The following is a 23,817-nucleotide window of genomic DNA, read 5'->3' on the forward strand; positions in this document are numbered from 1 at the left end:
GGATTGTTTTTGGTAGTAAATTAAACATCTTTGCCCTTCATCATCTTATTCCAATACAAATAAGGAAGGCCATATTTTTTAAGCATCCATAATCTCCAATGTTCTTTAGAAGAATCAAAGATTAGCATCTGCTTCAGTTTTGGGTCTGGTGTAAAGTTGTTGTCATAATCAAATTCGGCCAAAACCATTTTACCGTAATCGGTTACTAAAGGGCAAGAAGAATAACCGTTGTAAGATTTAGTTCCCATTTTATGGGTATTTATTAAAAGGTCAATATTATCAACTACAATAGGTGCTTACTTACGAATTGCCGCACCTGTTTTGGCTGTTGGCAATGCAGCTACATCTCCTAAGCCAAAAATATTAGAGTATGTATTATGTTGCATAGTTTGATGATTTACATCTAACCAGCCCGCAGGGTTTACCAAAGTTGATTCTTTTACAAATTTAGGAGCTATAGAAGGTGGTGCAGTATGTAACATATCATAATGAATACCATATCGATTTCCGTCAATAATTACCTTAACATCTTTATAATTGTATTGAAACTTATCGTCTAGTTTTAAGTCATCAACTTTATTACTTGAAATTACGACACAACCTCCGGCTGTAATTTCTTGTCCCATTTCATACCATGCAATTTGTTTCTCGCCATCTACAGCGACTAATTTATGGTGAAATCTTAGGTTAATATCTTTACGGTCTACAACCTCCATTAAGGTTTTGGCTACCTCTTTTACTCCAAAAATAACGGTACCTCCAGTCGCAAATATAACATCGGTCTTTTTCCTAACACCACTTTTTCTAAAATGATTATCAGCTAAATACATGATTTTTTGTGGTGCTCCGCCACATTTAATCGGTGTTGTAGGTTGTGTGAATAATGCGGTGCCTCCCTTGAAGTTTTTAATGACATCCCAAGTATGTTTTGGATTTGTATAATTACTGCACACCACACCTTTATCCATTGCCTCTCCAAGTCCAGGTACTAAACTAAAATCATAGGCAAGACCTGGGGCAACTACTAAATAATCATAAGTAATATCTCCTTTTAATGAGGTATGAATAATGTTATTTTCTGGGTCAAAACCTGTTGCCTTGTCCTTTATCCAAGTAGCACCTTTAGGTATAACAGAAGACATTGGTCTGGCAGTTTTTTCAAAATCATATGTACCAGCACCTACGAGAGTCCACGCAGGTTGATAATAATGGGTGTCAGCAGGTTCAATAATTGCAACGTCTTTAGCTTTCTTTTGTGTGAGAAGCTGGGCTGCTACCATAATACCTGCAGTACCACCTCCAATAATCAATACCTGATGATGTGTGCTCATTTTATAACTATTTTTTAGAATTTAATAAATATAATAGTTATCAATTTCTAATTATGTAACAAGAGTTACATAAGTCAAGTTATATTGAAATAGGTAAATTAAATGATTCTAAAACAAATAGAATTTGTTTTAGAATCATTTAAGAAATAGCCTTATTTTTTCACCCTGCAGGTATTAGCACCAAACAAAGTATATAATGGACAAAAACTAACAAATGTTGTTAAGATTAATATGGCTGCTACTGCCACTACTATATAGCCTAAAGTTCCACCAACAGTATCCGTGTAAAATGTAGTTAAAAGAGCTACGGCTATAAAGAATCTAATAAATCGGTCTGTACTTCCCATATTTTTTTTCATGACACTAATTTTTATTTTATGTGTTAAACCGCAAACTGTAATGATGTGTAGGTTATATAGACAAACAGAGTAGCACTATAGTTTTATGTTAAAGATATACTGCAAAGTAATATTAACCTATCAGCTTAAGTATGACATTTGTCATAATTGAAGCTTAAGATAATAGTAGGTTAATATGTAACAAGAGTTACAGAATTGCTGTTTATTAAAAAGTATATTTACCAAAATCGTAATACGAATGGAAGCATATGTAGATGCATTTTTAAACGCAGTTTCGGGAACATTTAGTTGGACCTGGAAATCTATTATTTTTAATGTGCCATGGTACCTTAATTACTTTTGGGGCTTAATCTTTATCTCTTTGATAGTTTGGTTTTTAGAAATCGTTTTTCCTTGGAGAAAGCAACAAGGGGTTTTTAGAAAAGATTTCTGGCTAGATGGTTTTTATATGTTTTTCAACTTCTTTTTATTCGCGATAGCCATTAGTGGTATTTATAAAATAATAAATGTTTTTTTTGGGGATATAGGTATTACCGCAAATAGTCTGGCGGTTATAAACATATCTCAATGGCCAATGTGGGGTCAGTTGTTGCTATTTTTTATTGTATTGGATTTTGTACAGTGGTTTACTCATATACTATTACATAAGTATGCTTTTCTATGGAATTTTCATAAGGTACACCATAGTGTTAAAGAGATGGGATTTGCAGCACATTTACGTTACCATTGGATGGAGAATATATTCTACAAACCCCTGAAGACATTCGGGGTCATGATTCTTGGTGGTTTTGAACCCGAACAAGCATATATTGTTCATTTTGCAGCCATTGCTATTGGCCATTTTAACCATTCGAATATAAAAATTACATGGGGTCCGTTGAAGTATATTTTCAATAACCCTGTAATGCACTTATATCATCATGCTTATGACCTGCCAAAAGGAACTTATGGTGTAAACTTTGGTATCAGTTTAAGTATATGGGATTATATTTTCAAGACCGATTATATACCTGAAGATAGTGGAGATGTAAAGTTAGGTTACCCTGGAGATGAGAATTTACCAAAAGACTTTCTTGGGCAAATGGTACATGGTTTTAAAGGCAAAAAGAAGTAATTAATTACTTCTTTTTGCCTTTAAATAAGAGTTGGGTTTATTTAGATAATTTTCCAGAAGCACAGCTTACAAAAGATTTAGCTTTTGATAGTACCGAATTACCTTGATCAATACTTGGGTATCCAATTGACTTTAGCTTATCTTTTACTGTAGTAATAGCCTCTTGATTTGATACATCGAACTTTACCGATGACGATTCTACGGATACAGTTACATTTGTTACCGCAGGTAATTCTTCTAATTTAGAGATAACCGTTTTGGCACAGCCGCCACACTTTAGATTTTGAATAGGAATTACTGATGTCATATTTTATTATTTTATTTCGTCGTTGAAAGTTATACTCCAAAGACCCCTTACTTCATTTTCTTTATAATCAATAGCTTTGTCATAAGGATATTTATCGTTTATGATCTGCATAACCTTTGGGTCTATATTCGATACAGGTGTTCCATGGCAATTTAAGCACATGGTATTCGTAATAATAGGAGAATAAAAATTTGTAATGCCATTTTCCGTAGTTAAAATGGGCTCATAAGACTCCTTATTGTTAATTTTTGATTTAAAATATTCAATATACTCAAGCTCTTTTTCATTAGCTTGATTTTCAAGGTTTCTAGGCTTATCGGTTACCCTTCTGATTTTGGCATTGTGTATAATTGCCATGCTATCGGTTAGTGGACAAGCTTTTTCATTACAAAACTCTACTGCAGCCACAACACCATTTTTCTGTATGTTCGATATGAGGTTTTTACCTAGAACCTTTTGAGTACTTTGGGCATACATTTTACCTTTTTCCATGAAATACATGTCATCGATATCAGTATTTGCATTCTTGTCATTTTGAATTTTAGATTCATATTGGGGATTATTTAACCCCTCTTGTTTAACTTTAGGAGAATCTTTACAACCAAGCATAAAAGCAACTACTAAAAATAGCGCAATATTTTTCATCCGATTAGAATTTTATAGTTTGCATGATGTATTAAATACAGCTTTCGTATAAGGGTACATTCTATATTTTACCGCGCCCATAAATAGAAATAGTTTCTTGATTTAATTCCAAGAACTATAACCGCCTTTTAAATCATATACTTCAAGAAAGCCCATGTTTAATAACTTACGTGCTGCTTTTTGACTTCTGGCTCCTGATCTGCAATAAACATATACCGCCTTATTTTTATCTAACTTTTCAAAGAAATTTTTAAAATTGTTAGGGTTAAAAAAATCAATATTAATAGCATTTTTAATATGGCCGCTATTAAATTCAGATGCCGTTCTAACATCAATAGGTTTTATCTTGTTTGTAATAATGGCCGTTGCATACTCATTCTTTTTCAAAATAGTAATCTGGCCTAAAGTTTCTTTTTTCTTGCCAAAAATGGCGTCTAAAAATGACATAATTATTCTGTTTAAAATTAATATTCAATACTAAAAGGAAACAGCCTTTTTCAAGACCGTTTCCTGAACCAACCAACCAATAAAAAATTTAATTAAGACTTTTCTTAGCTAGATACCAATCAACTTTTTCTAGGGTATCATCTGCAATTCGAGCATTTAGTTCATCTAAAGTTTTAGGTGGAGAAACAATTACCTTGTCTCCCTTTTTCCAATCTAATGGCATCGCTACTTTATATTTGTCAGAAGTTTGTAAGGCTTCTAAAGCTCTTAAAATCTCATTCATATTACGACCTACATTTAAAGGGTAATACATAATTAGACGTATTTTTTTCTTAGGATCAATAAAGAATACTGCCCGTACAGCTGCAGTTTCACTTTCATTAGGCTGTAACATTCCGTATTTCTTGGAGACTTTCATATCTATATCTGCTATGATAGGAAAATCGAAATATACCCCTGTATTCTGGCGAACATTTTGAACCCATCCTAAATGAGCATGAACACTATCTATACTTAGACCAAGAAGTTCTGTGTTAAGTACATCAAATTCTGGTTTACGTACTGCAAAGCCACTCATTTCAGTAGTACAAACAGGTGTGAAATCTGCAGGATGCGAGAACATAACTATCCATTTGTTTTTAGCAAAATCTGATAATTTAATTTTTCCTTTTGTAGTAACAGCCTCAAAATCTGGAGCGATATCTCCAATTCTTGGCATACTGTTCACTTCAATATTATTTATAGTTTCCATGTTGTATTAATTTTAATTAAAGGTATAACTACACCATAATTACTACAGTAACTCTTGTTACATAGACCATAAAAAATATAAAAATTTAAAAGGTGTATTTCTTAAGAAATACACCTTTTAACATCAATCTAAAAAACTAAAACAGTTCTTTAATTTATAGGTAGTTATACTACCAATACTGGGTAATATTTATAATGTAGTAGGACAAATAAACTCAGATACTTGAATACCAGTTTCTTGTATAGCCTTAAAGCCGTCTTTTACATCAATGAGGTTATGTATACCTCTGCTTTTTAAAATGGAGGAAGCAATCATACTTCTATAACCACCGGCACAGTGTACATAAAATATCTTATTTTCAGGAAATTCTGCTAAGTGGTCATTTAGAAAATCTAATGGTGTATTTACAGCTTCTAAAATATGCTCAGATAGATATTCAGATTCTTTACGTACATCGAACACAGGGGCTTTTTCACTTTCAATAATTTTTTTAAGCTCACTTGCATCGACTTGACTAACGGTATCATATTCCATTGCAGCTTTTTTCCATGCCTCAAAACCTCCATCTAAATACCCTAAGGTACCATCGAAACCAACTCTAGAAAGTCGGGTTACTGCTTCCTCTTCTAATCCTACTGGCGCAACTAATAAAATGGGTTGTTTTACATCAGCGATCAAGGCTCCTACCCAAGGTGCAAAACTACCGTCTAGACCAATAAATATAGAACGTGGTATATGACCTTTAGCAAAATCATCTTGATGGCGCACATCTAATACAATGGCTCCCGTCTCATTTGCCGCAGCTTCAAAAGCCTTTGGGGAAAGCGCTCTTGTACCACGCTCCAATACTGTTTTGATATCTTCATAACCCTCTTTGTTCATTTTTACATTTAATGGAAAATACTGGGGCGGTGGAAGTAGACCATCAATTACCTCTTCTATGAATTCTTCTTTGGTCATGTCTTTACGTAATGCGTAATTCACTTTCTTTTGGTTACCCAAGGTATCGACAGTTTCTTTCATCATATTCTTGCCACAAGCAGAACCAGCACCATGTGCCGGATATACAATTACATCATCTGCTAACGGTATTATTTTTTCACGTAAGCTATCGTATAAATATCCTGCGAGGTCGCGCTCGGTTAATTCTCCCATTTTTTGGGCTAAATCTGGTCTTCCCACATCTCCAAGAAATAAGGTGTCTCCACTAAAAATAGCGTAGTCTATACCGTTGGAGTCTTTTAAAAGATAAGTGGTACTCTCCATAGTATGACCTGGGGTATGTAATGCAATAATGGTTACATCGCCCAATTTAAATTCCTGATTATCTTTTGCTATAATAGCTTCGAAAGAAGGATTTGCTTTTGGCCCGTAAATAATATCTGCTCCAGTTTCTTTTGCTAAGGTTACATGGCCACTGACAAAATCGGCATGAAAATGAGTTTCAAAAATATATTTGATTTTTGCATTATCAGATTTCGCTTTATTTATGTAAGGTAACACCTCTCGTAAGGGATCAATTATTGCAACCTCTCCATTACTTTCAATGTAATAAGCACCTTGAGCAAGACAGCCAGTATATATTTGTTCAACCTTCATAAGTTCACTTTTAAAATTATGTACAAAATTAAACCTTGAGATAGTATTGTACAGTAACTTAGGTTACACTCGTTACTAGTTGCAAAAAAGCCCCGTTTTAAACGGGGCTTTTTTTTATCATTTAAAAAATCTATAATAGGGTAGAGGGACATACATACTCGGACTTCGGAATTGTAGTTTTCGAAATAGCTTCGAAACCGCCTCTAACATCTGTAAAATCTTGCCATCCTCTTTGTTTCAGAATAGAAGCGGCAATCATACTACGATAACCACCTGCACAATGAAGAACAAACGGCTTATCTTTTGGAAATTGAGCCAAATGTTGATTGATTTCATTTAAGGGAACATTAATTGCCCCAATAACATGCTCTGAATCGTACTCGCTCTTTTTTCTTACATCAATTATTATAGGCTTCTTATTCTTATTAAGAGTTTCTAATTCAGGACCATCAATTCTATTGATATCTTCAAAATCTTTTCCAGCGGTTTTCCAAGCATCAAAGCCTCCTTTTAAAAAGCCTACAGTATTGTCGTAACCCACTCTCGATAATCTTGTAATCGCTTCTTTTTCCTTGTCTTTATAAGTGACTAAAAGTATTTCTTGTTTTATATCAGGTATCATTTCACCAACCCATTGGGCAAAACTACCTTCAAGTCCAATATTAATACTGTTAGGGATAAAACCTTTGGCAAAGTCTTCGGCATTTCTGGTATCTAATACTAAAGCACCGGTTTCGTTTGCAACAGCTTCAAAAGCCTCTGGTGAATATGGTGTGGTAGCCCTATCCATAATTTTATCTAAACTCTCATAGCCTTGAATATTCATAAGAACATTTTTTGGAAAATACCCTGGAGGTGCAGTTAAACCTGTCAACAGTTCTTTAATAAACTCATCTTTGGTCATGTCTGGGCGTAAAGCATAATTTACCTTTTTTTGATGGCCTAAAGTATCTGTAGTTTCTTTACTCATCATTTTACCACAAGCAGAACCTGCACCATGGTTAGGGTAAACTATTAAATCATCACTTAAGGGCATTATTCTATTTCGAAGGGAATCGAATAAATATCCGGCTAATTTTTTTTCGGTCAAATCAGCTACAACATGTTGTGCCAAATCTGGTCTGCCTACATCACCAATAAACAAAGTGTCACCGGTAATAATACCATGTTCGTTTCCATTTTCATCTATTAAAAGATAAGTCGTACTTTCCATAGTGTGACCAGGAGTATGTATGACTTTTACTTTATAATCACCCACTTCAAATATTTGATTATCAACAGCAATTGTCGCCTCATAGCCAGGTTTTGCGCTTGGACCAAATACAATTTCGGCACCTACTTTTTTCTTTAAATCTAAATGACCACTAACAAAATCGGCATGAAAATGAGTTTCAAATACGTACTTGATTTTCGCGTTGTCTTTTTTAGCACGGTCTAAATAAGGCTGTACTTCGCGTAATGGATCAAACACAGCTGCGACTCCTTTACTTTCAATATAATAAGCGGCATGCGCTAAGCATCCTGTATATATTTGTTCTACTTTCATGGCGTAATAATTTTTGATTAATACTATAAAATTACTTCTTGTAAGTGTCTTGTACAGTGACATTAGTCACATAAGAAAAGAATTATTTAAAAAATTCCATATAGAAAATAAAGATGGCCATAACCAGTATAAAATAGCCGAATCCTTTTTTAAGTTTTTTGCCATCAATAAAATTGCTGAGGTAACTTCCAATAAAAATTCCGATAAAAGAAAGGCCTGTGAATAGAGCTAAAAAATTCCAATCAATTTCCATAGTCATGGCATCTCCTAGAAAAAACCCCATTAAAGATTTTATGGCGATTATAATTAATGATGTACCCACGGCAACTTTCATTTCAACATTTGCCAATATAACCAATGCGGGGATGATTAAGAATCCGCCACCAGCACCAATCATGCCTGTGATACCACCAACGATTAATCCTTCTAATAAAATCAACGGATAGTTATAAGCAACATCGCCACTTTTAACTGTAATCTTCTCTTTCTTGAGCATAGAATACGCTGCAGGAAACATCAATACAGCAAACAGGCCGAACATGGCCATTCTACGTGTAAATTGAAATGCTTCAACTTGAAATAAAATATCGGGCATTGCAGGTACTACATAATGTCTGACTACTGTTACGCCTATAATAGCAGGAATGCCAAAAACTAATGCCGTTCGCCAATCTACAAATCCTTTAAGGTGCTGTTTCCAACCGCCTACCAATGCACTTGCGCCAACGATAAATAGAGAATATGCAGTTGCGACTTTCTCGTTTATGGAAAAAAGATAAGCTAGAACGGGTACTGCCAAAATTGAACCTCCACCACCGATAAGACCCAATGAGATACCTATAATTAAGGCGCTTATATATCCAAAAACATGTAACATTTCCATAAAGGTATTTTATACCTCAAAAGTAAAGTGGTATGAAAATGTGTGCAGTAACAATAGTTACAGAAGTACTATAAATCTAAAATTTTAATGTAATTACGATGAAGTTTTATTTTACCCATCTCCTCTAATTTTTTTAATAATCTGGAAATCACTACTCTAGAGCTATGAAGGTCATAAGCAATCTCTTGGTGGGTACTATGAATAATATCATCGTTTGTTACCCTAGCTTTTTCTTTTAAGTAGCCAATTAAACGTTCGTCCATTTTTTGAAAAGCAATACTGTCTAACGTGCTCAACAATTCATTTAGACGAACATGGTAACTACTGAAAACAAAATTCCGCCAAGATTTATATTTAATGGTCCATTCCTCCATCTTTTGAATAGGAACCATTATTAGCTTGGCATCAGTTTCTGCAACGGCTCTTATTTCACTTTTAGTATCGCCCATACAACACGCCATAGTCATTGAACACGTATCACCTTTCTCTAAATAATACAATAGAAGTTCGTCGCCATCTTCATCCTCTCTAAGAATTTTAATAACGCCAGATATTAATAATGGCATTCCTCTAAGGTAATCACCAATTTCTATTAATTTATAACCTTCGGGAACCTCTTTAAAGGTACCTACTTGAACAATTTCATTAATTAGTTCCTCTTCAAAAATATTCCCGTATTGCTCTTTTAAGTCTTGGATCATTCTTTTTTTAATTAACTTCTTGTGCTATTTTCTTATCAAATTTAAAAAATATATTTGCCCAAATCGATTTGGAAACTGCCGCTATCCAAGGCATGGCAAGTATTAAGCTAATGACGATTATAGCAAACAATGACGAAACCTTAAATTACAAGCCGTAAATCAATATCAAAACATTAGTGGCCAACGCAACAGCAATACCTACGCCATAAGAAACATACATTCATCCACTATAAAAACTAGGTTTTAAACTGGAGATTAAATCGCATTTAGGGCATCGTTCTTTAATCTTGTTGAAATTACTTAATTTATAAGGATTTGCCTTTAGGAATTCTCCTTTAAGACACTTTGGGCATTTCAAAAATATGATACAGTACAATTTGGAAGCTTTTGCTAACATGACTTAAAAATTTGGAAACAAATTTATTATATCAACTCTTTTTAAAAGGTAATCATAGTTGCATAACACCACCCGATTGTATCCAATTTATAAAGGAAATTTAAAACTAATCATAAAACCATGAACTGACATTGGTCATATTATTTACTGTTTTTGGCGTGTAAGTTTGTTATTAAATCAAAAGTTTATGTGTTCGCTTGTTCAAAAATATAATGTACCTGGTCCTCGATATACTAGTTATCCAACAGTACCTTTTTGGGATATCAATACTTTCTCAGGAAAGAAATGGGAAGAATCGGTAAAGAAAAGCTTTCATGTAAGTAATTCAACTACAGGAATAAGTCTATATATACATTTACCTTTTTGCGAGAGTATGTGTACGTTCTGTGGATGCCATAAACGAATTACAAAACGACATGATTTAGAATTACCTTATATAAAATCTGTTTTAAAAGAGTGGAGATTATATAGTGCCCTTTTTGATAAAAAACCAATAATCAAAGAATTGCATTTAGGTGGAGGTACGCCAACGTTTTTTAATCCAGAAAATTTAAAATTTTTAATTGATGGTATATTAAGAATTGCCAGCAAAGCCAATGATGCAGAATTTAGTTTTGAAGGACACCCGAACAATACGACAAAAGAGCATTTACAAGCTTTATATGATGTTGGTTTCAGAAGAGTAAGCTATGGCGTACAAGATTATAATGAAACGGTACAGAAGGCAATTAATAGAATTCAACCATTTGAAAACGTCAAGAATGTTACCAAGTGGGCACGAGAAATAGGGTATGATTCAGTGAGTCACGATATTATCTTTGGTCTGCCACATCAGAAGTTAGAACATGTAAAAAATACTATAGCAAAAACCAAAGAATTGAAACCAGACCGTATAGCTTTTTACAGTTATGCACACGTGCCATGGCTTGCAGGTAACGGACAACGAGGTTATAATGATGCCGATTTACCTGAAGGCGATGAGAAGAGAACGCAATATGAAGTAGGTAAAGAATTATTAGAAAACTACGGTTATCAAGAAATAGGTATGGACCACTTTGCATTAGAGACAGATAGTCTTTACAAGGCTATGGAAAGTGGAGATTTACATAGAAATTTTATGGGCTATACAAGCTCCAACACTAATTTAATGATTGGTTTAGGTGCTTCTAGCATTAGTGATAGTTGGTATGGCTTTGCTCAGAATGTTAAGAATGTTGAAGAATATCAAAATTTGATTGAAAATGATATTATACCTCTTTATAGAGGACATATTTTAACAGAGGAAGATCAAATAATAAGAAGACATATCTTAAATTTAATGTGCAGATTTCAAACTTCATGGAGCGACTTCCAATTATACATTCCGGAGATGGATAGTATACTAAAGCGGCTAGGGGAGATGGAGCAAGATGGTATAGTTGAAATTAAAGAAGGTAGTTTGCTTATAACTGAAAAAGGAAGACCCTTTGTACGAAATGTATGTATGGCTTTTGATTTGCCTTTACAAAAGAAATCGCCGGAGACAAAACTTTTTTCAATGACCGTCTAATTTTTAGAAATATTGAAGTTGGTTGTTTTATTAAATTCTAAATAAAATTATTATGAAAAAAATTATAGTACTTACAGATTTTTCAGAGCAATCAGGTTTTGCTCTAAAAGCTGCTGCAGATTTAGCTAAAAAGCATAAAGTAGAACTTTTGGTAGTTCACATGTTAGAACTTAATCAAGCGATGATCTCTTCGCCTGACGGCATTTACATAGAACAGACAGTCTTTCTAGTAAAATTAGCAGAGAAGAATTTAAAAGAATTCTTGAACAAATCATTTTTGGAAGGATTAACTGTTACTCCCGTTATTAAGCATTATAAAGTTTTTAGTGAACTTGATACTATAGCAGAAGAACATGATGTAGATTTAATTGTGATGGGTTCTAATGGCGCCAGTGGTCTTGAAGAAATTTTAATTGGTTCTAATGCTGAGAAAGTAGTCCGAAATTCAACTACACCCGTTTTGGTTATTAAAGGGGAGGTTGAGGAATTTAGTATAGATCGATTTGTTTTCGCATGTGATTTCAATGATGATAATCTACCTGCTTTTCAGAAAGCTAAGGAATTTTCAGAATTACTCAATGCTAAAATGCAAGTTGTTTTTATTAACACACCAAATGATGAATTTTTAAGCAATAGAGATGCTTATCAGAAAATAAATAAGTTTCTAACTAAGGCCAACGCTAGTGAGCAAGTAGAAATTTATAATGATTATAGTGTAGAGCAAGGCATACTTAATTACGGTAATACTATATTGGCAGATGCTATTGCCATGCCAACACATGGGCGTAAAGGTCTTTCACATTTGTTCAATGGAAGTATAGGCGAAGATGTTGTTAATCACGCTAGAATTCCGGTGATTACGTTTAAAATATAGTAACTATCCATTATAACTATAAGCAAAGAAAAACTCAAGGTAATACCTTGGGTTTTTCTGCTTATTTATGAATTAAGAACTTTCATCATAAAACTATATTGTTCGTGCATTTGGGGCTTGCCTTTTTGTTTACCGCTACGTCCAAAAAAGTAAAGAACGAACCATATGACTACAATTATACCCATTAACCCTAATTGTAAGCCGTAAGATTTATCTAAGCTCGCACTAGAATAGGCCCAAATGCCTAGAATAATGAACAAAGTTGCTATAACAAAGTGCACAAACATAAAAAAGGTCCATAGGGTAGGGTTTGGTCCAAACACACCATAAACACGGCATTTAGAAAAATCTACCTCATCAATTTGTAAATGTAATTGAGGTGACCAAAAATGGTTGTTCTTAGCGTTGAATTTAATAAAGACATGCTCATCTAAACGATTTACAAGAAAGGGATCATACCCGGCAGTCTCAAAATTTAAAAGTAAATTTTCTTTGGATTGTACTACATCTAATTGAAACCTTGGGCGAAGTATAATTTCGTTCGGTAACGGTTTCATATAAAAATAGTTAAATGGCCGTGGCCGTTAGTTGTGACATTCTATAGCACTTGAGGCTAATTGTGTAACAGGCGCTGGTGATACATACGGAATACCCAAACCAAGACCTCTAAGTATAAAAAGTAGGCCGATGACAACCACAAAAACTGGAATGGCCTTTTGTACTTTTTGACGTATACCACCTTTTAATAAGCCGCTAAAATATATTGCAATAGTCATTAAAGGCACAGTTCCTAATCCGAATAACATCATATAAAGGCTGCCTTGTAAAGCATTACCCATGGCAATGGCTCCGAAAAGTGCCATATAGACCAAGCCACATGGTAAAAAACCGTTTAGGAAACCGATAGTTAAAAAGGTGTCGGGTGATTTTTTCTTCAATTCTTTACCGAGTTGATTCTTAACTTTTGATATGACTTTATATATAGGTTTAGAAAAATTGTATTTATTGAAGGTTTTATACGGAATCAAAACTACAAGTATCATTAAAACACCGACAGCTATGGATAGTTTCTGCTGTGCTCCAAAAATGGACAGTCCTTTTCCTAAAAAGCCAAAAACAAGTCCGATAAGACCATAAGCCATCAGTCGGCCAAAATGATAAATAAATATTTGTCCGAATTTCTTGTAATTATTAGATTGGTCTACCGGCAGCATAAAGGCAATTGGGCCGCACATGCCTACGCAGTGCATGCTACCCATGAGACCTAATATGATGGCAGATAAAATCATGCTTCTTTAAAAAGTTATACTTTCTTTATATAGAAATTCTTTTCCATGGTGTTTCCAGGCAATTTTAATGTCCCAACGACCGTCCAACAAGCGTTTGTCAGGTACGAGCAAATGTGAATTGGATAAAACTATGGGTAAGTCAAAATCCAAGTGCTTATTGGACGGTCTGTAAAGGGACACTATGCCTGTAATATTAGTATTATCATATCCTTCAGGAAAAACAACAAGTAATCCGTCGGGTGCTTTTTCTAATTGTATTTGTTCGCTAGAATTAATGGCATTTTGCTCAGCATCTATTTCTTTTTGATAACCGAGTTCAGCCTTGTAATACTCTTCAGTAACTAAATCATGATTAGCATTATGGCTCGTAGTCATTCGTATCACGAAAAAAAGAATGAAACTAATGAAAGCAATAAAAGCAATTATTATACTTGTACCCCAGTTTATTTTCATGATTTATTTACTTAAATACTATTTATAACTACGTGGTGCCAAAAAGCGGGCCGTGGTGGTCTCTATCAGTTTGTCATTACTATAAACACCAATTTTTAAGTTGTTCTTATCTCCACTTAAAGCTGAAGCATTTATTTCTATAAATAAAGTTCCTTCTGCCAAAGCTTCTGGCTGTACATCAAAATTCTCGTTCCGTACTAGTTTAATTTCACCTTTAGGTGATATCAATTCGAAATGAACATTATCTACCGATTTGGTGGTTTTATTCAATAGTTTGTATGTAAATACATTACTAATGATATTGCCATCTTTGTGTTCGTAAAGTTGACCTGGTAACCTCAAAATATTCGCTTCAAGGTCATTTCTCAAGAACATCATACCAACAAGAACACCAGTTAAAATAACCAATACAGCAGTATATCCTTTTAAACGCGGCGTAAACTTAAATTTTTTCTTCTCTGTAATTTCATCCTCACTGGCATAGCGAATCAACCCTTTTGGTAGATCTACTTTTTCCATAATAGAATCACACTCATCTATACAGGCAGTACAGTTGACACATTCTAATTGAGTTCCGTTTCTAATATCGATACCTGTAGGGCAAACATTCACACATTGAAAACAGTCGATACAATCTCCATTACCCAAAGCCTCTCTATCCTCGTTCTTACGCCATTTTTTTCTTCCGTTTTCAGCTTCACCTCTTTTGTGGTCATAAGCAACAACGATAGATTTGTTATCTAGAAGCACCCCTTGCATTCGGCCATAAGGACAGGCAATAATACAGACTTGCTCTCTAAACCAAGCAAAAACAAAATAAAAGACGGCTGTGAATATTAATAAAGACACCATCGTACTCATATGTTGAGACGGGCCATCTGTAACATATTGTATTAAGCGGTCACTACCAATTAAATAGGCGAGGAAGACATTTGCAATAATAAACGATATAATAAAAAAGATAATCCACTTTAGTACACGTTTACGAATCTTTTCAGAATTCCATTCCTGTCTGTCTAGTCGTATTTGGGCCCCACGATCACCATCTATCCAATATTCAATTCTACGGAATACCATTTCCATGAAAATGGTTTGTGGACACATCCATCCGCAGAAAATACGGCCAAATGCCACAGTGAAAAGGGCAATAAAAACCACACCAATAATCATCGAAATAACAAAGAGATGAAAATCTTGTGGATAAAACGGGAATCCAAAAATGTTGAAACGTCTTTCTAAGACATTGAACATTAAAAACTGGTTGCCGTTAATCTTAATAAAAGGGGAGGCAATCAAGAAAGTTAAAAGAATATAGCTGACATATTTACGATACTTGTAAAGTTTGCCACTGGGTTTTTTAGGGAAAACCCATGCACGTTGTCCATCTTCTTTAATGGTGCCAATAGTATCCCTAAAATTATCTTGATCTTGTGCCATTTTATTTTTCTTTGTTGGCTTGCGAAGCGTTAAGAGTTCGCTTAATTCAGTTCATTGTAACCGACGTAGAATCTATTACCTGTTCGGTACTAGTTTCTTGTACAGGAGTTGCAGGTATAGGTGCATTGGGGTCTACCCAAATATCACCTTCAGCAGCTTTAGGGTTCGCAGCAGTAGTACCTTCAAAAGTTAATACATAACTCGCAACCTGTGCAATTTCTAAAGGTTTTAAACTTTGTTTCCACGCAATCATACCTTTACCATCACGACCACCTTCAGAAATAGTATGGAAAACATTCTTGATGCCACCACCTAAAATCCAATTTTGGTCGGTTAAATTAGGTCCGATACCACCACCGCCATCGGCCATATGGCAAGCAACACAATTAGATTCGAAAATTGTTTTACCAGCATTTAAATCAGAAGCGTCAGTTAAAAGCTCAACAGTGTTAGCATCAACAAGGCCTTTAGCGGTCTTTTTATATTCCTCAATTTCTAATTGTGCAGCAGCAACTTCTTGCTCATATTCTTGATCTTGAGTGTAATCGTTAAAGATGTGAAAACGCACTAAGTAGACTACTGCAAAAACTACAGAGGCATAAAACAGATATACCCACCATGGTGGTAAGTTGTTGTCTAGCTCACGTATACCATCATAGTTGTGGTCAAGAATTATCTCAACCTCTTCTTCCATAGGTTTCGAACCCAGCATTTTGTTGTAAATATTTTTACCCCAAGTCCATTCCCATTTTTCTTCTTTTGTATCTAAATAACGAGCTTTTGCTTCATCATCAAGTGTATGGAATAACACATTTTCAATTGCTTGAACTATAAATGCTATAGCTATTAATATTAGCAGAACAAGTGCCATAAAGGCAAACATTATTAATGGGTATGCGAGAAAAGCAGGTTTGCCACCACCATCTACGGTAATTTCCATGATTATAATGACCAGAAAGAAAGCTACTAATATTCTAAGCCACCAAGCTGTATTGTTTTTCATAATTAATCGAGTTGTTGGTTATCGTCTTCTTCTAAGGGTAATTCGCTTACTTCTTTAATGTATGATTTTGAGGCAGTTAAAACCCACCAGAATAACAAGGAGAAAAACACAAAGAAGATAAGTAATGATATCATGGGGTAGGTTGCTACGCCATCAATAGTTTCCATGTAACCTTTTACAAATTTGAACATGATTTTTAGTTTTAGTTGTCAGATAATATTTCACCAGTTTCTTTGACCTTAATGTCTGTTCCTAATCTTTGTAGGTAGGCAATTAAGGATACAATTTCACGGTCTCTCATTTCTATGAACTCCTCACCGTTTTCTGCAGCATATTTTTTATCTGCTTCGTAGGATCTTGCAAAATCTGGATCACTATATAAGTTCTTTTCAATTTTCTCTGCCTGTGCATCCATAAGAGCATCTGCATTTGCAATTTCTTCATCAGAATAAGGAACACCCAAGGTTACCATAGCTTCCATTTTGGTTTGTATATTGCTACGGTCATGCTCGTCACGGATCATCCAAGAGTATGAAGGCATGATTGAACCAGATGATGTACTTTGTGGATCATACATATGGTTTAAGTGCCAGTTATCAGAGTACTTACCACCAATTCTTAATAAATCTGGACCAGTACGTTTACTACCCCAAAGGAATGGGTGATCATAAACGAATTCACCAGCTTTGGCATATTCACCATAACGTTCTACCTCACTTCTAAAAGGGCGAACCATCTGGGAGTGACAGTTTACACAACCCTCTCGAATATATAGATCACGACCTTCTAATTCTAAAGGAGTATACGGTTTTACACTTGTAATAGTAGGTATGTTAGATTTCACCAAAATGGTAGGCACAATTTGTATAATACCACCAATCAAAATAGCTACGGTAGCTAAAATGGTTAATTGAATAGGCTTACGCTCTAACCAAGTATGGAAAGTTTCTCCTGCTGTTCTATGCTTAGAAACACGTGTAAGTGCAGCTGCTTCCGCTAACTCATCTTCTATTGTGCTACCAGCTTTAATAGTACGTACCACGTTGTAAATCATAACACAAGCTCCTACAATGTAAAGGCTACCACCAATGGCACGCATCCAATACATAGGCATAATTTCGTGTACGGTTTCTAAGAAGTTACCGTATACTAAAGTACCATCTGGATTAAATTCCTTCCACATTAAGGCTTGGGTAAATCCAGCAACATACATCGGTAATGTATAAAGAATGATACCCAAAGTACCAATCCAGAAGTGGAAGTTCGCCAAACCAATAGAGAACAATTTGGTTTTTGTCATTCTTGGAACCAACCAGTATATCATACCAAAGGTTAAGAACCCGTTCCATGCCAATGCACCAACGTGTACGTGTGCAATAATCCAATCACTAAAGTGGGCAATTGCGTTCACGTTTTTAAGAGAAAGTAACGGACCTTCAAAGGTTGCCATACCGTAACCGGTAATTGCAACAACCATAAATTTTAAAACAGGATCGGTACGTACTTTGTCCCAGGCACCTCTTAATGTTAGAAGTCCGTTTATCATACCACCCCAAGATGGAGCTAACAGCATGATTGAAAAAGCAACCCCTAAATTCTGAGCCCAATCTGGCAAAGCAGAATATAATAAGTGGTGAGGTCCTGCCCATATGTATATAAAAATCAAAGACCAGAAGTGAACAATAGAAAGTCTATAAGAATACACTGGTCTGTTGGCTGCTTTAGGAACAAAATAATACATAAGTCCAAGGAACGGAGTAGTCAAGAAAAATGCAACCGCATTATGACCATACCACCATTGTACTAAGGCATCTTGAACACCAGCGTAAACAGAGTAACTCTTTAAAGCACTCACGGGTAACTCTAAGTTGTTAAAAATATGAAGTACTGCTACAGTTACGAAAGTCGCTAGATAAAACCAGATGGCCACATATAGGTGGCGTTGTCTTCTTTTTATCATGGTGCCAATAAGGTTAACACCGAAAGCAACCCAAATTATTGCGATAGCAATATCAATAGGCCATTCAAGTTCAGCGTATTCCTTGGAACTAGTATAACCTAGAGGTAGCGTAATTGCCGCAGAAACAATAATAGCTTGCCAGCCCCAAAAATTAAGTTTACTAAGAAAATCGCTGTACATACGCGCCTTTAGTAAACGTTGGGTGGAGTAGTATACTCCCGCAAAAATAGCATTTCCTACAAATGCAAAAATTACCGCGTTGGTATGCAATGGGCGTAAACGACCAAAACTTAACCACGGTATACCATCGGTTACATTGGGGAAAATGAACATAAAGGCTAGCAATAAGCCTACAGACATACCTACTATGCCCCAGAACATGGTTGCATAAAGGAAATTTTTCACGATTTTGTTATCGTAATAAAACTGCTGTACTTCCATAATTATACTTGTTTATTTAGTTGGATTTTCTCTTGTTTGAGCTTTTTAGTAGTGGTCTTTTTAGGTTTGACCAGTTCATCATCAAAAAGCATACGTACCGATGGAGTATACGAATCATCGTACTGTCCGCTTTTCACCGAAACGATGAAAGCGATGAAAAAAATGACCGCAACAAGAATGCTAATGGCCAATAACACATAAATGACACTCATACCTACCTGAATTATAGCGTAAAATTAAGTGGGTTGTAAACCTTAGAAAATGACAAATGTCATACTTTCAAAATTTTCTTAAAAAAATCTAAAAATCATAAAACTTAAACAAATCATATAATAATGTAGTTATTTGATTGTACGTTAGTTAGTTGAAGATATTCTAAAGGAAAATACACAATTATTTAACTGTTAAAAAAACTAAAAATACAGATTTAATATGAAATCGTTCTAACCTTGACCATACTATTAAACCTTTTTGGAAAAGTTTAATTGACCTACTTGAATTCTCAATTTGGTTATGGAAGTTTTCGGCCAATAAGGTTTGTCATAATGGTCGTGAAAATTACTATGCTAATAGAGCTTAAAGGCATTAATATGGCAGCTATAACAGGCTCTAACTGTCCCGTAATTGCGTAATATAATCCTATGCAATTGTAGAGTAATGACAGTATAAAACTCAACTTAATAATATGTATAGCTTTTTTAGAAGCTAGAATATAAGTGTACAGCTGCTGAAACTTAGAAGCGTCAAGAATAGCATCACAAGCAGGGGAGAACACGTTAATATTTTCTGAAATGGCAATACCAACTTCACTTTGAGCAAGTGCGCCGGCATCGTTTAATCCGTCACCAACCATCAACACCTGTTTTCCTTGTTCTTGCAATGATTTTATAAATTCTAATTTGGTATCAGGTTTCTGATTAAAGTATAAAGGAGTCAACTTTGGTAATAACGCTTCTAAGCGTTCTTTTTCTCCTTCGTTGTCGCCAGATAATATGGCTAGACTGAGTGTTTCGGACATATTCTTAAAAATGGAAGATAATCCATCTCTATACTGATTTTGAAATACATACCTACCTTTGTATGTGTTGTTTGAGCTTATATAAATAGAAGTGTCGAGCTGGTCATCAGTTTTAGTTTTTCCAACAAAATCTGCCGAGCCAATTTTCATATTAACGTTGTCTTTGGTGCTTTCTAAGCCTTTACCTATATGCTCTTCATATTCGTCGAGGGTGATGATATTTTGCTCTTTAAGTAGTTCATATAATGTTCGGCTTAAAGGATGATTAGAAGCTCTAATCGTATTTTTTAAAATTGATTCTTCTTCAGCAGTCAGCGGCATGCCCTCATAATAGGCAGTACTTTTTTGTGTTGTAGTTATAGTCCCTGTCTTATCAAAAATGGCAGTATCGATTTTAGCTAATCGCTCAATAGTTTGGGTGTTTTTAATATAGAATTTCTTCTTCCCAAAAATGCGTAACATATTCCCTAAGGTAAAAGGGGATGCTAATGCAATGGCACATGGGCAGGCAATTATTAAAACTGCGGTAAATACATTCATTGCCTTAGAGGGGTCATAGAATAACCAAAATATTGTAGCGGTAAAAGCAATAGAAAGTACTGCGATGGTGAATCGCTTACCAATACTATCAGTTAGATTTTGAAAAGATGTAGCCTTGTCTGTTTTGAAGATGGAGTTTCCCCATAATTGAGTGAGGTAGCTTTGAGATACCGATTTAAGCGCTATCATTTCAATGACGCCGTTTAATTGTTTGCCTCCTGCAAAAATGAGTTCACCAGATTCTTTATTGACCGGTTCGGATTCACCGGAAACAAAACTATAATCAATTTGTGCTTTACCATACACTAGTGTACCATCAACTGGAATCATTTCTTCATTTCGAATTAATATTCTATCGCTTTTTTCGATTTTTTGAACAGGTACAGTTTCTTCTTTTCCTTCAGTATTTAGTCGCGTAATAGCTATTGGAAAGTAAGATTTATAATCTCGTTCAAAAGAAAGAAAACTATAGGTTCTTTGCTGGAAAAATTTACCCAATAAAAGAAAGAAGACCAGGCCTGTAAGTGAATCGAAAAAACCACTACCAACATGAAAAGCTATTTCAAAAGTACTTCTTAAGAATAGCACTAATATACCAAGTGCAATGGGTACATCTATATTTAGAAGTTTGGCTCTAAGGCCTTTATATGCCGACACGAAATAATCCCAACCGGCATAGAATACCACGGGTAATGAGAATATAAACATTAGCCAGTGAAAAATATGTTGGTATTTGTTAAGCCAAAATTCACCTCCGGTAGCAGCACTAGAACCTAAATCAAAATAATCAGGAAATGATAGAAACATGACATTGCCAAAAGCAAAGCCAGCAACACCTAGCTTGTAAATTAAGCTTCTATCCGTACTCTTTTTTTTACCATCAAAGTCGTCGAGAGAAATGTATGGTTCGTAACCAATATTAGCCAATAATAGCACTAGATTTTTTAAACTGAATTGTCCTTGTCGATAGGTGATTCGAATTGTCTTTTTAGGAAAATCTACTTGAGAATTGGTTACATGAGGGTTTAGTTTATTTAAGTTCTCTAAAATCCAAATACAAGAACTACAATGAATATTAGGTATATATAGGTTAATGATTTGAATAGAACCATCATTGAATTCAGTTAATTTTTCTATGATTTCAGTATTATCAAGAAAATCATATTTCCCTTTAATAGATTTGGGTGTTGAGCCGGCAGCTGCTTGTATTTCGTAATAATAAGATAAATCATTACTAGAAAATATTTCATACACCGTCTTGCAGCCTGAACAGCAAAACAGTTTTTCATCAAAACTAATAGATTGCCTTTCACAAGAATCTCCACAATGGAAGCATTTAGAATCGAGCATAATTTTAAACTTGGGCCTTTAACAAAGATGAGTACCAATGATATGAAAAAACATGATAATTATCAGTTTTTACAATTCCTAGCTTAAGTAATTTTGCGGTGTTAGGTATAAAGTAAATGGCCATGGAAAGTAAATGTGAGAATTGTATTGTTCGACAGTTTAATTCGCTTCGCGCATTAAGCAAAGAAGAGTTGAAAAAAGTTTCTGATTCTAAGATATCTAAAAAAATTAAAAAAGGGGAGTCTTTATTTGTAGAAGGGCAGAAACTTGATGGCGTGTATTGTGTTAAGGACGGAGTCTCAAAACTATCTAAGTTAAGTAGTAACGGAAAAGAACAAATAGTAAAGTTGACCAATAAGGGCGAAGTGATGGGGCAACGGTCGGTTGTTGCTGAAGATTTCACCAATTTAAGTGCTACTGCCATAAACGATATGGAAGTATGCTTTATACCTAAAGAAGTAATTTCTAATACGTTAAATACAAATCCTAATTTTTCACTTGAAGTATTACGCCACATGGCGCATGATTTAAAGGAGGCCGATGATGTTATTGTAAATATGTCTCAGAAAACGGTAAAACAGCGTTTAGCAGAGGCGTTTGTTTATTTAAAGAAAAACTATGGTGAAGATGAAGATGGCTTTTTGGTGTTGACTTTAAGTAGAGACGATTATGCAAATATTGTTGGTGCTGCTACAGAGTCTCTCATTCGTATGATATCTGAATTTAAGAAAAAGGGACTTATAAAAACGGCGGGCAAGAAAATTGGGGTTATAGAAGAGCAAACTTTACAAGAATTGGCAGATGGTTTTTTAAATAAATAGCTATGCTGATGAATGTCATAGTTTTAATCTGCTAGGCGACCTAAATTTATCATTAAACGACCCGTATCATTTATATGAAAAATATACTTGTACCTACTGATTTTTCAACATCTGCATGGAATGCCGTAAAATTTGCGTTGCATCTTTTTGAGGGAACCAACTGTGTCTTTTATTTTTTAAATACCTATACTCCAGAAATGCATAGCAATCGCTTAATGGCAGGCACAGTCTCGAGCTTTTCAGAAAGTTCGAAAGCAGCATTATCTTCTGAAAAAGGTTTAAAAGATATTGTAAGAAAAGTCAAAAAAGATTTTAAAAATCCACTTCACTGTTATAAAACAATCTCTTCATTTTCGTTATTAATAGATGAGGTGAAAGAAGCAGTTATCGAGCATGATATAGATTTCATAATTATGGGCAGCATAGGCGGCTCTGATGATGAATCGATATACATGGGTAGAAATACAGTTAGAATACTAAATGCTGTAAATAATTGTCCGGTATTGGCGATTCCGAAGGGTTTTGAATTTATGGGGTCATCGACCATTGCTTTTGTTTCAGATTCCAATCATATTTTCAGTAGTGGTGAATTGGACTCGGTTTTAACATTGGCTACTATTTTTAATAGTTCTATAAACATAGTAACTATTCAGCACAAATCAAGTCCGTTATACGAATTGCAGAAACTGAATCATGATTTTATAGAACAAAAGTTGGCATCTGTTTCACACACTTATCATCAATTAACCATAGATAACAATATAGGCGCATCTATAGAAGAATTTGTTGAACGATCTAAATGTCAATTGTTGATGATGTCTAACAGTGCCAATAGTTACATGAAAAATTTATGTCGTGATTTTGTGGTAGAGCGGTCAAAATTCAATTTAGAAATTCCGATTGTATTAATTCAAGGCGTAGAAAATGGCGTCACATTGAGTCATTAAGCGCTTAGATTTAATTTTTTAATTATTTTTAGAGTATCCACTACCTCTATTTTAA

Annotated in this window: 23 protein-coding genes and 1 pseudogene; 5 read left to right on the plus strand and 19 right to left on the minus strand. The window is 34.7% G+C overall.

Annotation, left to right across the window (positions count from 1 at the left end; translation table 11 throughout):
- Window positions 1–20: 20 nt before the first annotated feature.
- Window positions 21–1,331 (minus strand): annotated as a pseudogene (locus AAC084_RS10455) (FAD/NAD(P)-binding oxidoreductase).
- Between the two features lie 152 nt (window positions 1,332–1,483).
- Window positions 1,484–1,690, minus strand: a complete 207-nt coding sequence (locus AAC084_RS10460) for a DUF2892 domain-containing protein (protein ID WP_339840125.1) — start codon at window positions 1,688–1,690, stop codon at window positions 1,484–1,486.
- Between the two features lie 238 nt (window positions 1,691–1,928).
- Between AAC084_RS10460 and AAC084_RS10465 the strand changes: the two genes are divergently transcribed.
- On the plus strand, window positions 1,929–2,804 hold the full coding sequence (locus AAC084_RS10465; protein ID WP_339840126.1) for a sterol desaturase family protein: 876 nt from the start codon (window positions 1,929–1,931) through the stop codon (window positions 2,802–2,804).
- A 37-nt stretch (window positions 2,805–2,841) separates the two neighbouring features.
- Here AAC084_RS10465 and AAC084_RS10470 read toward each other — a convergent pair whose 3' ends face one another.
- The 8 genes from AAC084_RS10470 to AAC084_RS10505 form a co-directional block, all read right to left on the minus strand.
- Window positions 2,842–3,111 carry a heavy-metal-associated domain-containing protein gene (locus AAC084_RS10470; RefSeq protein WP_339840127.1) on the minus strand — a complete coding sequence of 90 codons (270 nt, stop codon included), beginning with the start codon at window positions 3,109–3,111 and terminating at the stop codon, window positions 2,842–2,844.
- Window positions 3,112–3,117: 6 nt separating this feature from the next.
- On the minus strand, window positions 3,118–3,756 hold the full coding sequence (locus AAC084_RS10475; protein WP_339840128.1) for a DUF3365 domain-containing protein: 639 nt from the start codon (window positions 3,754–3,756) through the stop codon (window positions 3,118–3,120).
- 102 nt (window positions 3,757–3,858) lie between these two features.
- Window positions 3,859–4,203, minus strand: coding sequence for a rhodanese-like domain-containing protein (locus AAC084_RS10480; protein WP_339840129.1), 345 nt, complete (start codon window positions 4,201–4,203; stop codon window positions 3,859–3,861).
- An 88-nt stretch (window positions 4,204–4,291) separates the two neighbouring features.
- A complete protein-coding gene (locus tag AAC084_RS10485) occupies window positions 4,292–4,954 on the minus strand; it encodes a peroxiredoxin (protein ID WP_339840130.1) in 663 nt (220 codons plus the stop codon).
- Window positions 4,955–5,143: 189 nt separating this feature from the next.
- Window positions 5,144–6,553 carry an MBL fold metallo-hydrolase gene (locus tag AAC084_RS10490; RefSeq protein ID WP_339840131.1) on the minus strand — a complete coding sequence of 470 codons (1,410 nt, stop codon included), beginning with the start codon at window positions 6,551–6,553 and terminating at the stop codon, window positions 5,144–5,146.
- A gap of 130 nt (window positions 6,554–6,683) precedes the next feature.
- The gene (locus AAC084_RS10495; protein ID WP_339840132.1) at window positions 6,684–8,099 is read right to left on the minus strand and encodes an MBL fold metallo-hydrolase; all 1,416 of its coding nucleotides are present in this window, start codon (window positions 8,097–8,099) and stop codon (window positions 6,684–6,686) included.
- An 82-nt stretch (window positions 8,100–8,181) separates the two neighbouring features.
- A complete protein-coding gene (locus AAC084_RS10500) occupies window positions 8,182–8,982 on the minus strand; it encodes a sulfite exporter TauE/SafE family protein (RefSeq protein WP_339840133.1) in 801 nt (266 codons plus the stop codon).
- Between the two features lie 68 nt (window positions 8,983–9,050).
- A complete protein-coding gene (locus tag AAC084_RS10505; RefSeq protein WP_339840134.1) occupies window positions 9,051–9,683 on the minus strand; it encodes a Crp/Fnr family transcriptional regulator in 633 nt (210 codons plus the stop codon).
- 584 nt (window positions 9,684–10,267) lie between these two features.
- Here AAC084_RS10505 and hemN point away from each other — a divergent pair.
- The gene (gene hemN / locus AAC084_RS10510) at window positions 10,268–11,629 is read left to right on the plus strand and encodes an oxygen-independent coproporphyrinogen III oxidase (RefSeq protein ID WP_339840135.1); all 1,362 of its coding nucleotides are present in this window, start codon (window positions 10,268–10,270) and stop codon (window positions 11,627–11,629) included.
- 52 nt (window positions 11,630–11,681) lie between these two features.
- Window positions 11,682–12,503, plus strand: a complete 822-nt coding sequence (locus tag AAC084_RS10515) for a universal stress protein (protein WP_339840136.1) — start codon at window positions 11,682–11,684, stop codon at window positions 12,501–12,503.
- A 65-nt stretch (window positions 12,504–12,568) separates the two neighbouring features.
- Here AAC084_RS10515 and AAC084_RS10520 read toward each other — a convergent pair whose 3' ends face one another.
- From AAC084_RS10520 to AAC084_RS10560, 9 genes are all read right to left on the minus strand, one after another.
- The gene (locus tag AAC084_RS10520) at window positions 12,569–13,060 is read right to left on the minus strand and encodes a GTP-binding protein (RefSeq protein ID WP_339840137.1); all 492 of its coding nucleotides are present in this window, start codon (window positions 13,058–13,060) and stop codon (window positions 12,569–12,571) included.
- A gap of 27 nt (window positions 13,061–13,087) precedes the next feature.
- The gene (locus AAC084_RS10525) at window positions 13,088–13,792 is read right to left on the minus strand and encodes a sulfite exporter TauE/SafE family protein (protein WP_339840138.1); all 705 of its coding nucleotides are present in this window, start codon (window positions 13,790–13,792) and stop codon (window positions 13,088–13,090) included.
- 6 nt (window positions 13,793–13,798) lie between these two features.
- A complete protein-coding gene (locus tag AAC084_RS10530) occupies window positions 13,799–14,245 on the minus strand; it encodes a FixH family protein (RefSeq protein ID WP_339840139.1) in 447 nt (148 codons plus the stop codon).
- A gap of 18 nt (window positions 14,246–14,263) precedes the next feature.
- The gene (gene ccoG / locus AAC084_RS10535; protein WP_339840140.1) at window positions 14,264–15,682 is read right to left on the minus strand and encodes a cytochrome c oxidase accessory protein CcoG; all 1,419 of its coding nucleotides are present in this window, start codon (window positions 15,680–15,682) and stop codon (window positions 14,264–14,266) included.
- 46 nt (window positions 15,683–15,728) lie between these two features.
- Window positions 15,729–16,685, minus strand: a complete 957-nt coding sequence (locus tag AAC084_RS10540) for a cbb3-type cytochrome c oxidase N-terminal domain-containing protein (protein ID WP_339840141.1) — start codon at window positions 16,683–16,685, stop codon at window positions 15,729–15,731.
- A 2-nt stretch (window positions 16,686–16,687) separates the two neighbouring features.
- Window positions 16,688–16,876, minus strand: a complete 189-nt coding sequence (locus AAC084_RS10545; protein ID WP_339840142.1) for a CcoQ/FixQ family Cbb3-type cytochrome c oxidase assembly chaperone — start codon at window positions 16,874–16,876, stop codon at window positions 16,688–16,690.
- A gap of 11 nt (window positions 16,877–16,887) precedes the next feature.
- A complete protein-coding gene (gene ccoN, locus AAC084_RS10550) occupies window positions 16,888–19,086 on the minus strand; it encodes a cytochrome-c oxidase, cbb3-type subunit I (RefSeq protein WP_339840143.1) in 2,199 nt (732 codons plus the stop codon).
- A 2-nt stretch (window positions 19,087–19,088) separates the two neighbouring features.
- The gene (ccoS, locus tag AAC084_RS10555) at window positions 19,089–19,298 is read right to left on the minus strand and encodes a cbb3-type cytochrome oxidase assembly protein CcoS (protein ID WP_339840144.1); all 210 of its coding nucleotides are present in this window, start codon (window positions 19,296–19,298) and stop codon (window positions 19,089–19,091) included.
- Window positions 19,299–19,597: 299 nt separating this feature from the next.
- Entirely contained in the window at window positions 19,598–21,994 is a 2,397-nt protein-coding gene (locus AAC084_RS10560; protein ID WP_339840145.1) for a heavy metal translocating P-type ATPase metal-binding domain-containing protein, read from the minus strand.
- 122 nt (window positions 21,995–22,116) lie between these two features.
- Between AAC084_RS10560 and AAC084_RS10565 the strand changes: the two genes are divergently transcribed.
- Both AAC084_RS10565 and AAC084_RS10570 read left to right on the plus strand, forming a co-directional pair.
- Complete coding sequence (locus AAC084_RS10565) at window positions 22,117–22,815, plus strand: Crp/Fnr family transcriptional regulator (RefSeq protein WP_339840146.1); 699 nt, start codon at window positions 22,117–22,119, stop codon at window positions 22,813–22,815.
- Between the two features lie 74 nt (window positions 22,816–22,889).
- Window positions 22,890–23,762, plus strand: coding sequence for a universal stress protein (locus AAC084_RS10570; RefSeq protein WP_339840147.1), 873 nt, complete (start codon window positions 22,890–22,892; stop codon window positions 23,760–23,762).
- Window positions 23,763–23,817 lie beyond the last annotated feature (55 nt).

The sequence above is a fragment of the uncultured Maribacter sp. genome, from assembly GCF_963977385.1.
In the GTDB taxonomy this organism is placed as follows: Bacteria; Bacteroidota; Bacteroidia; order Flavobacteriales; family Flavobacteriaceae; genus Maribacter.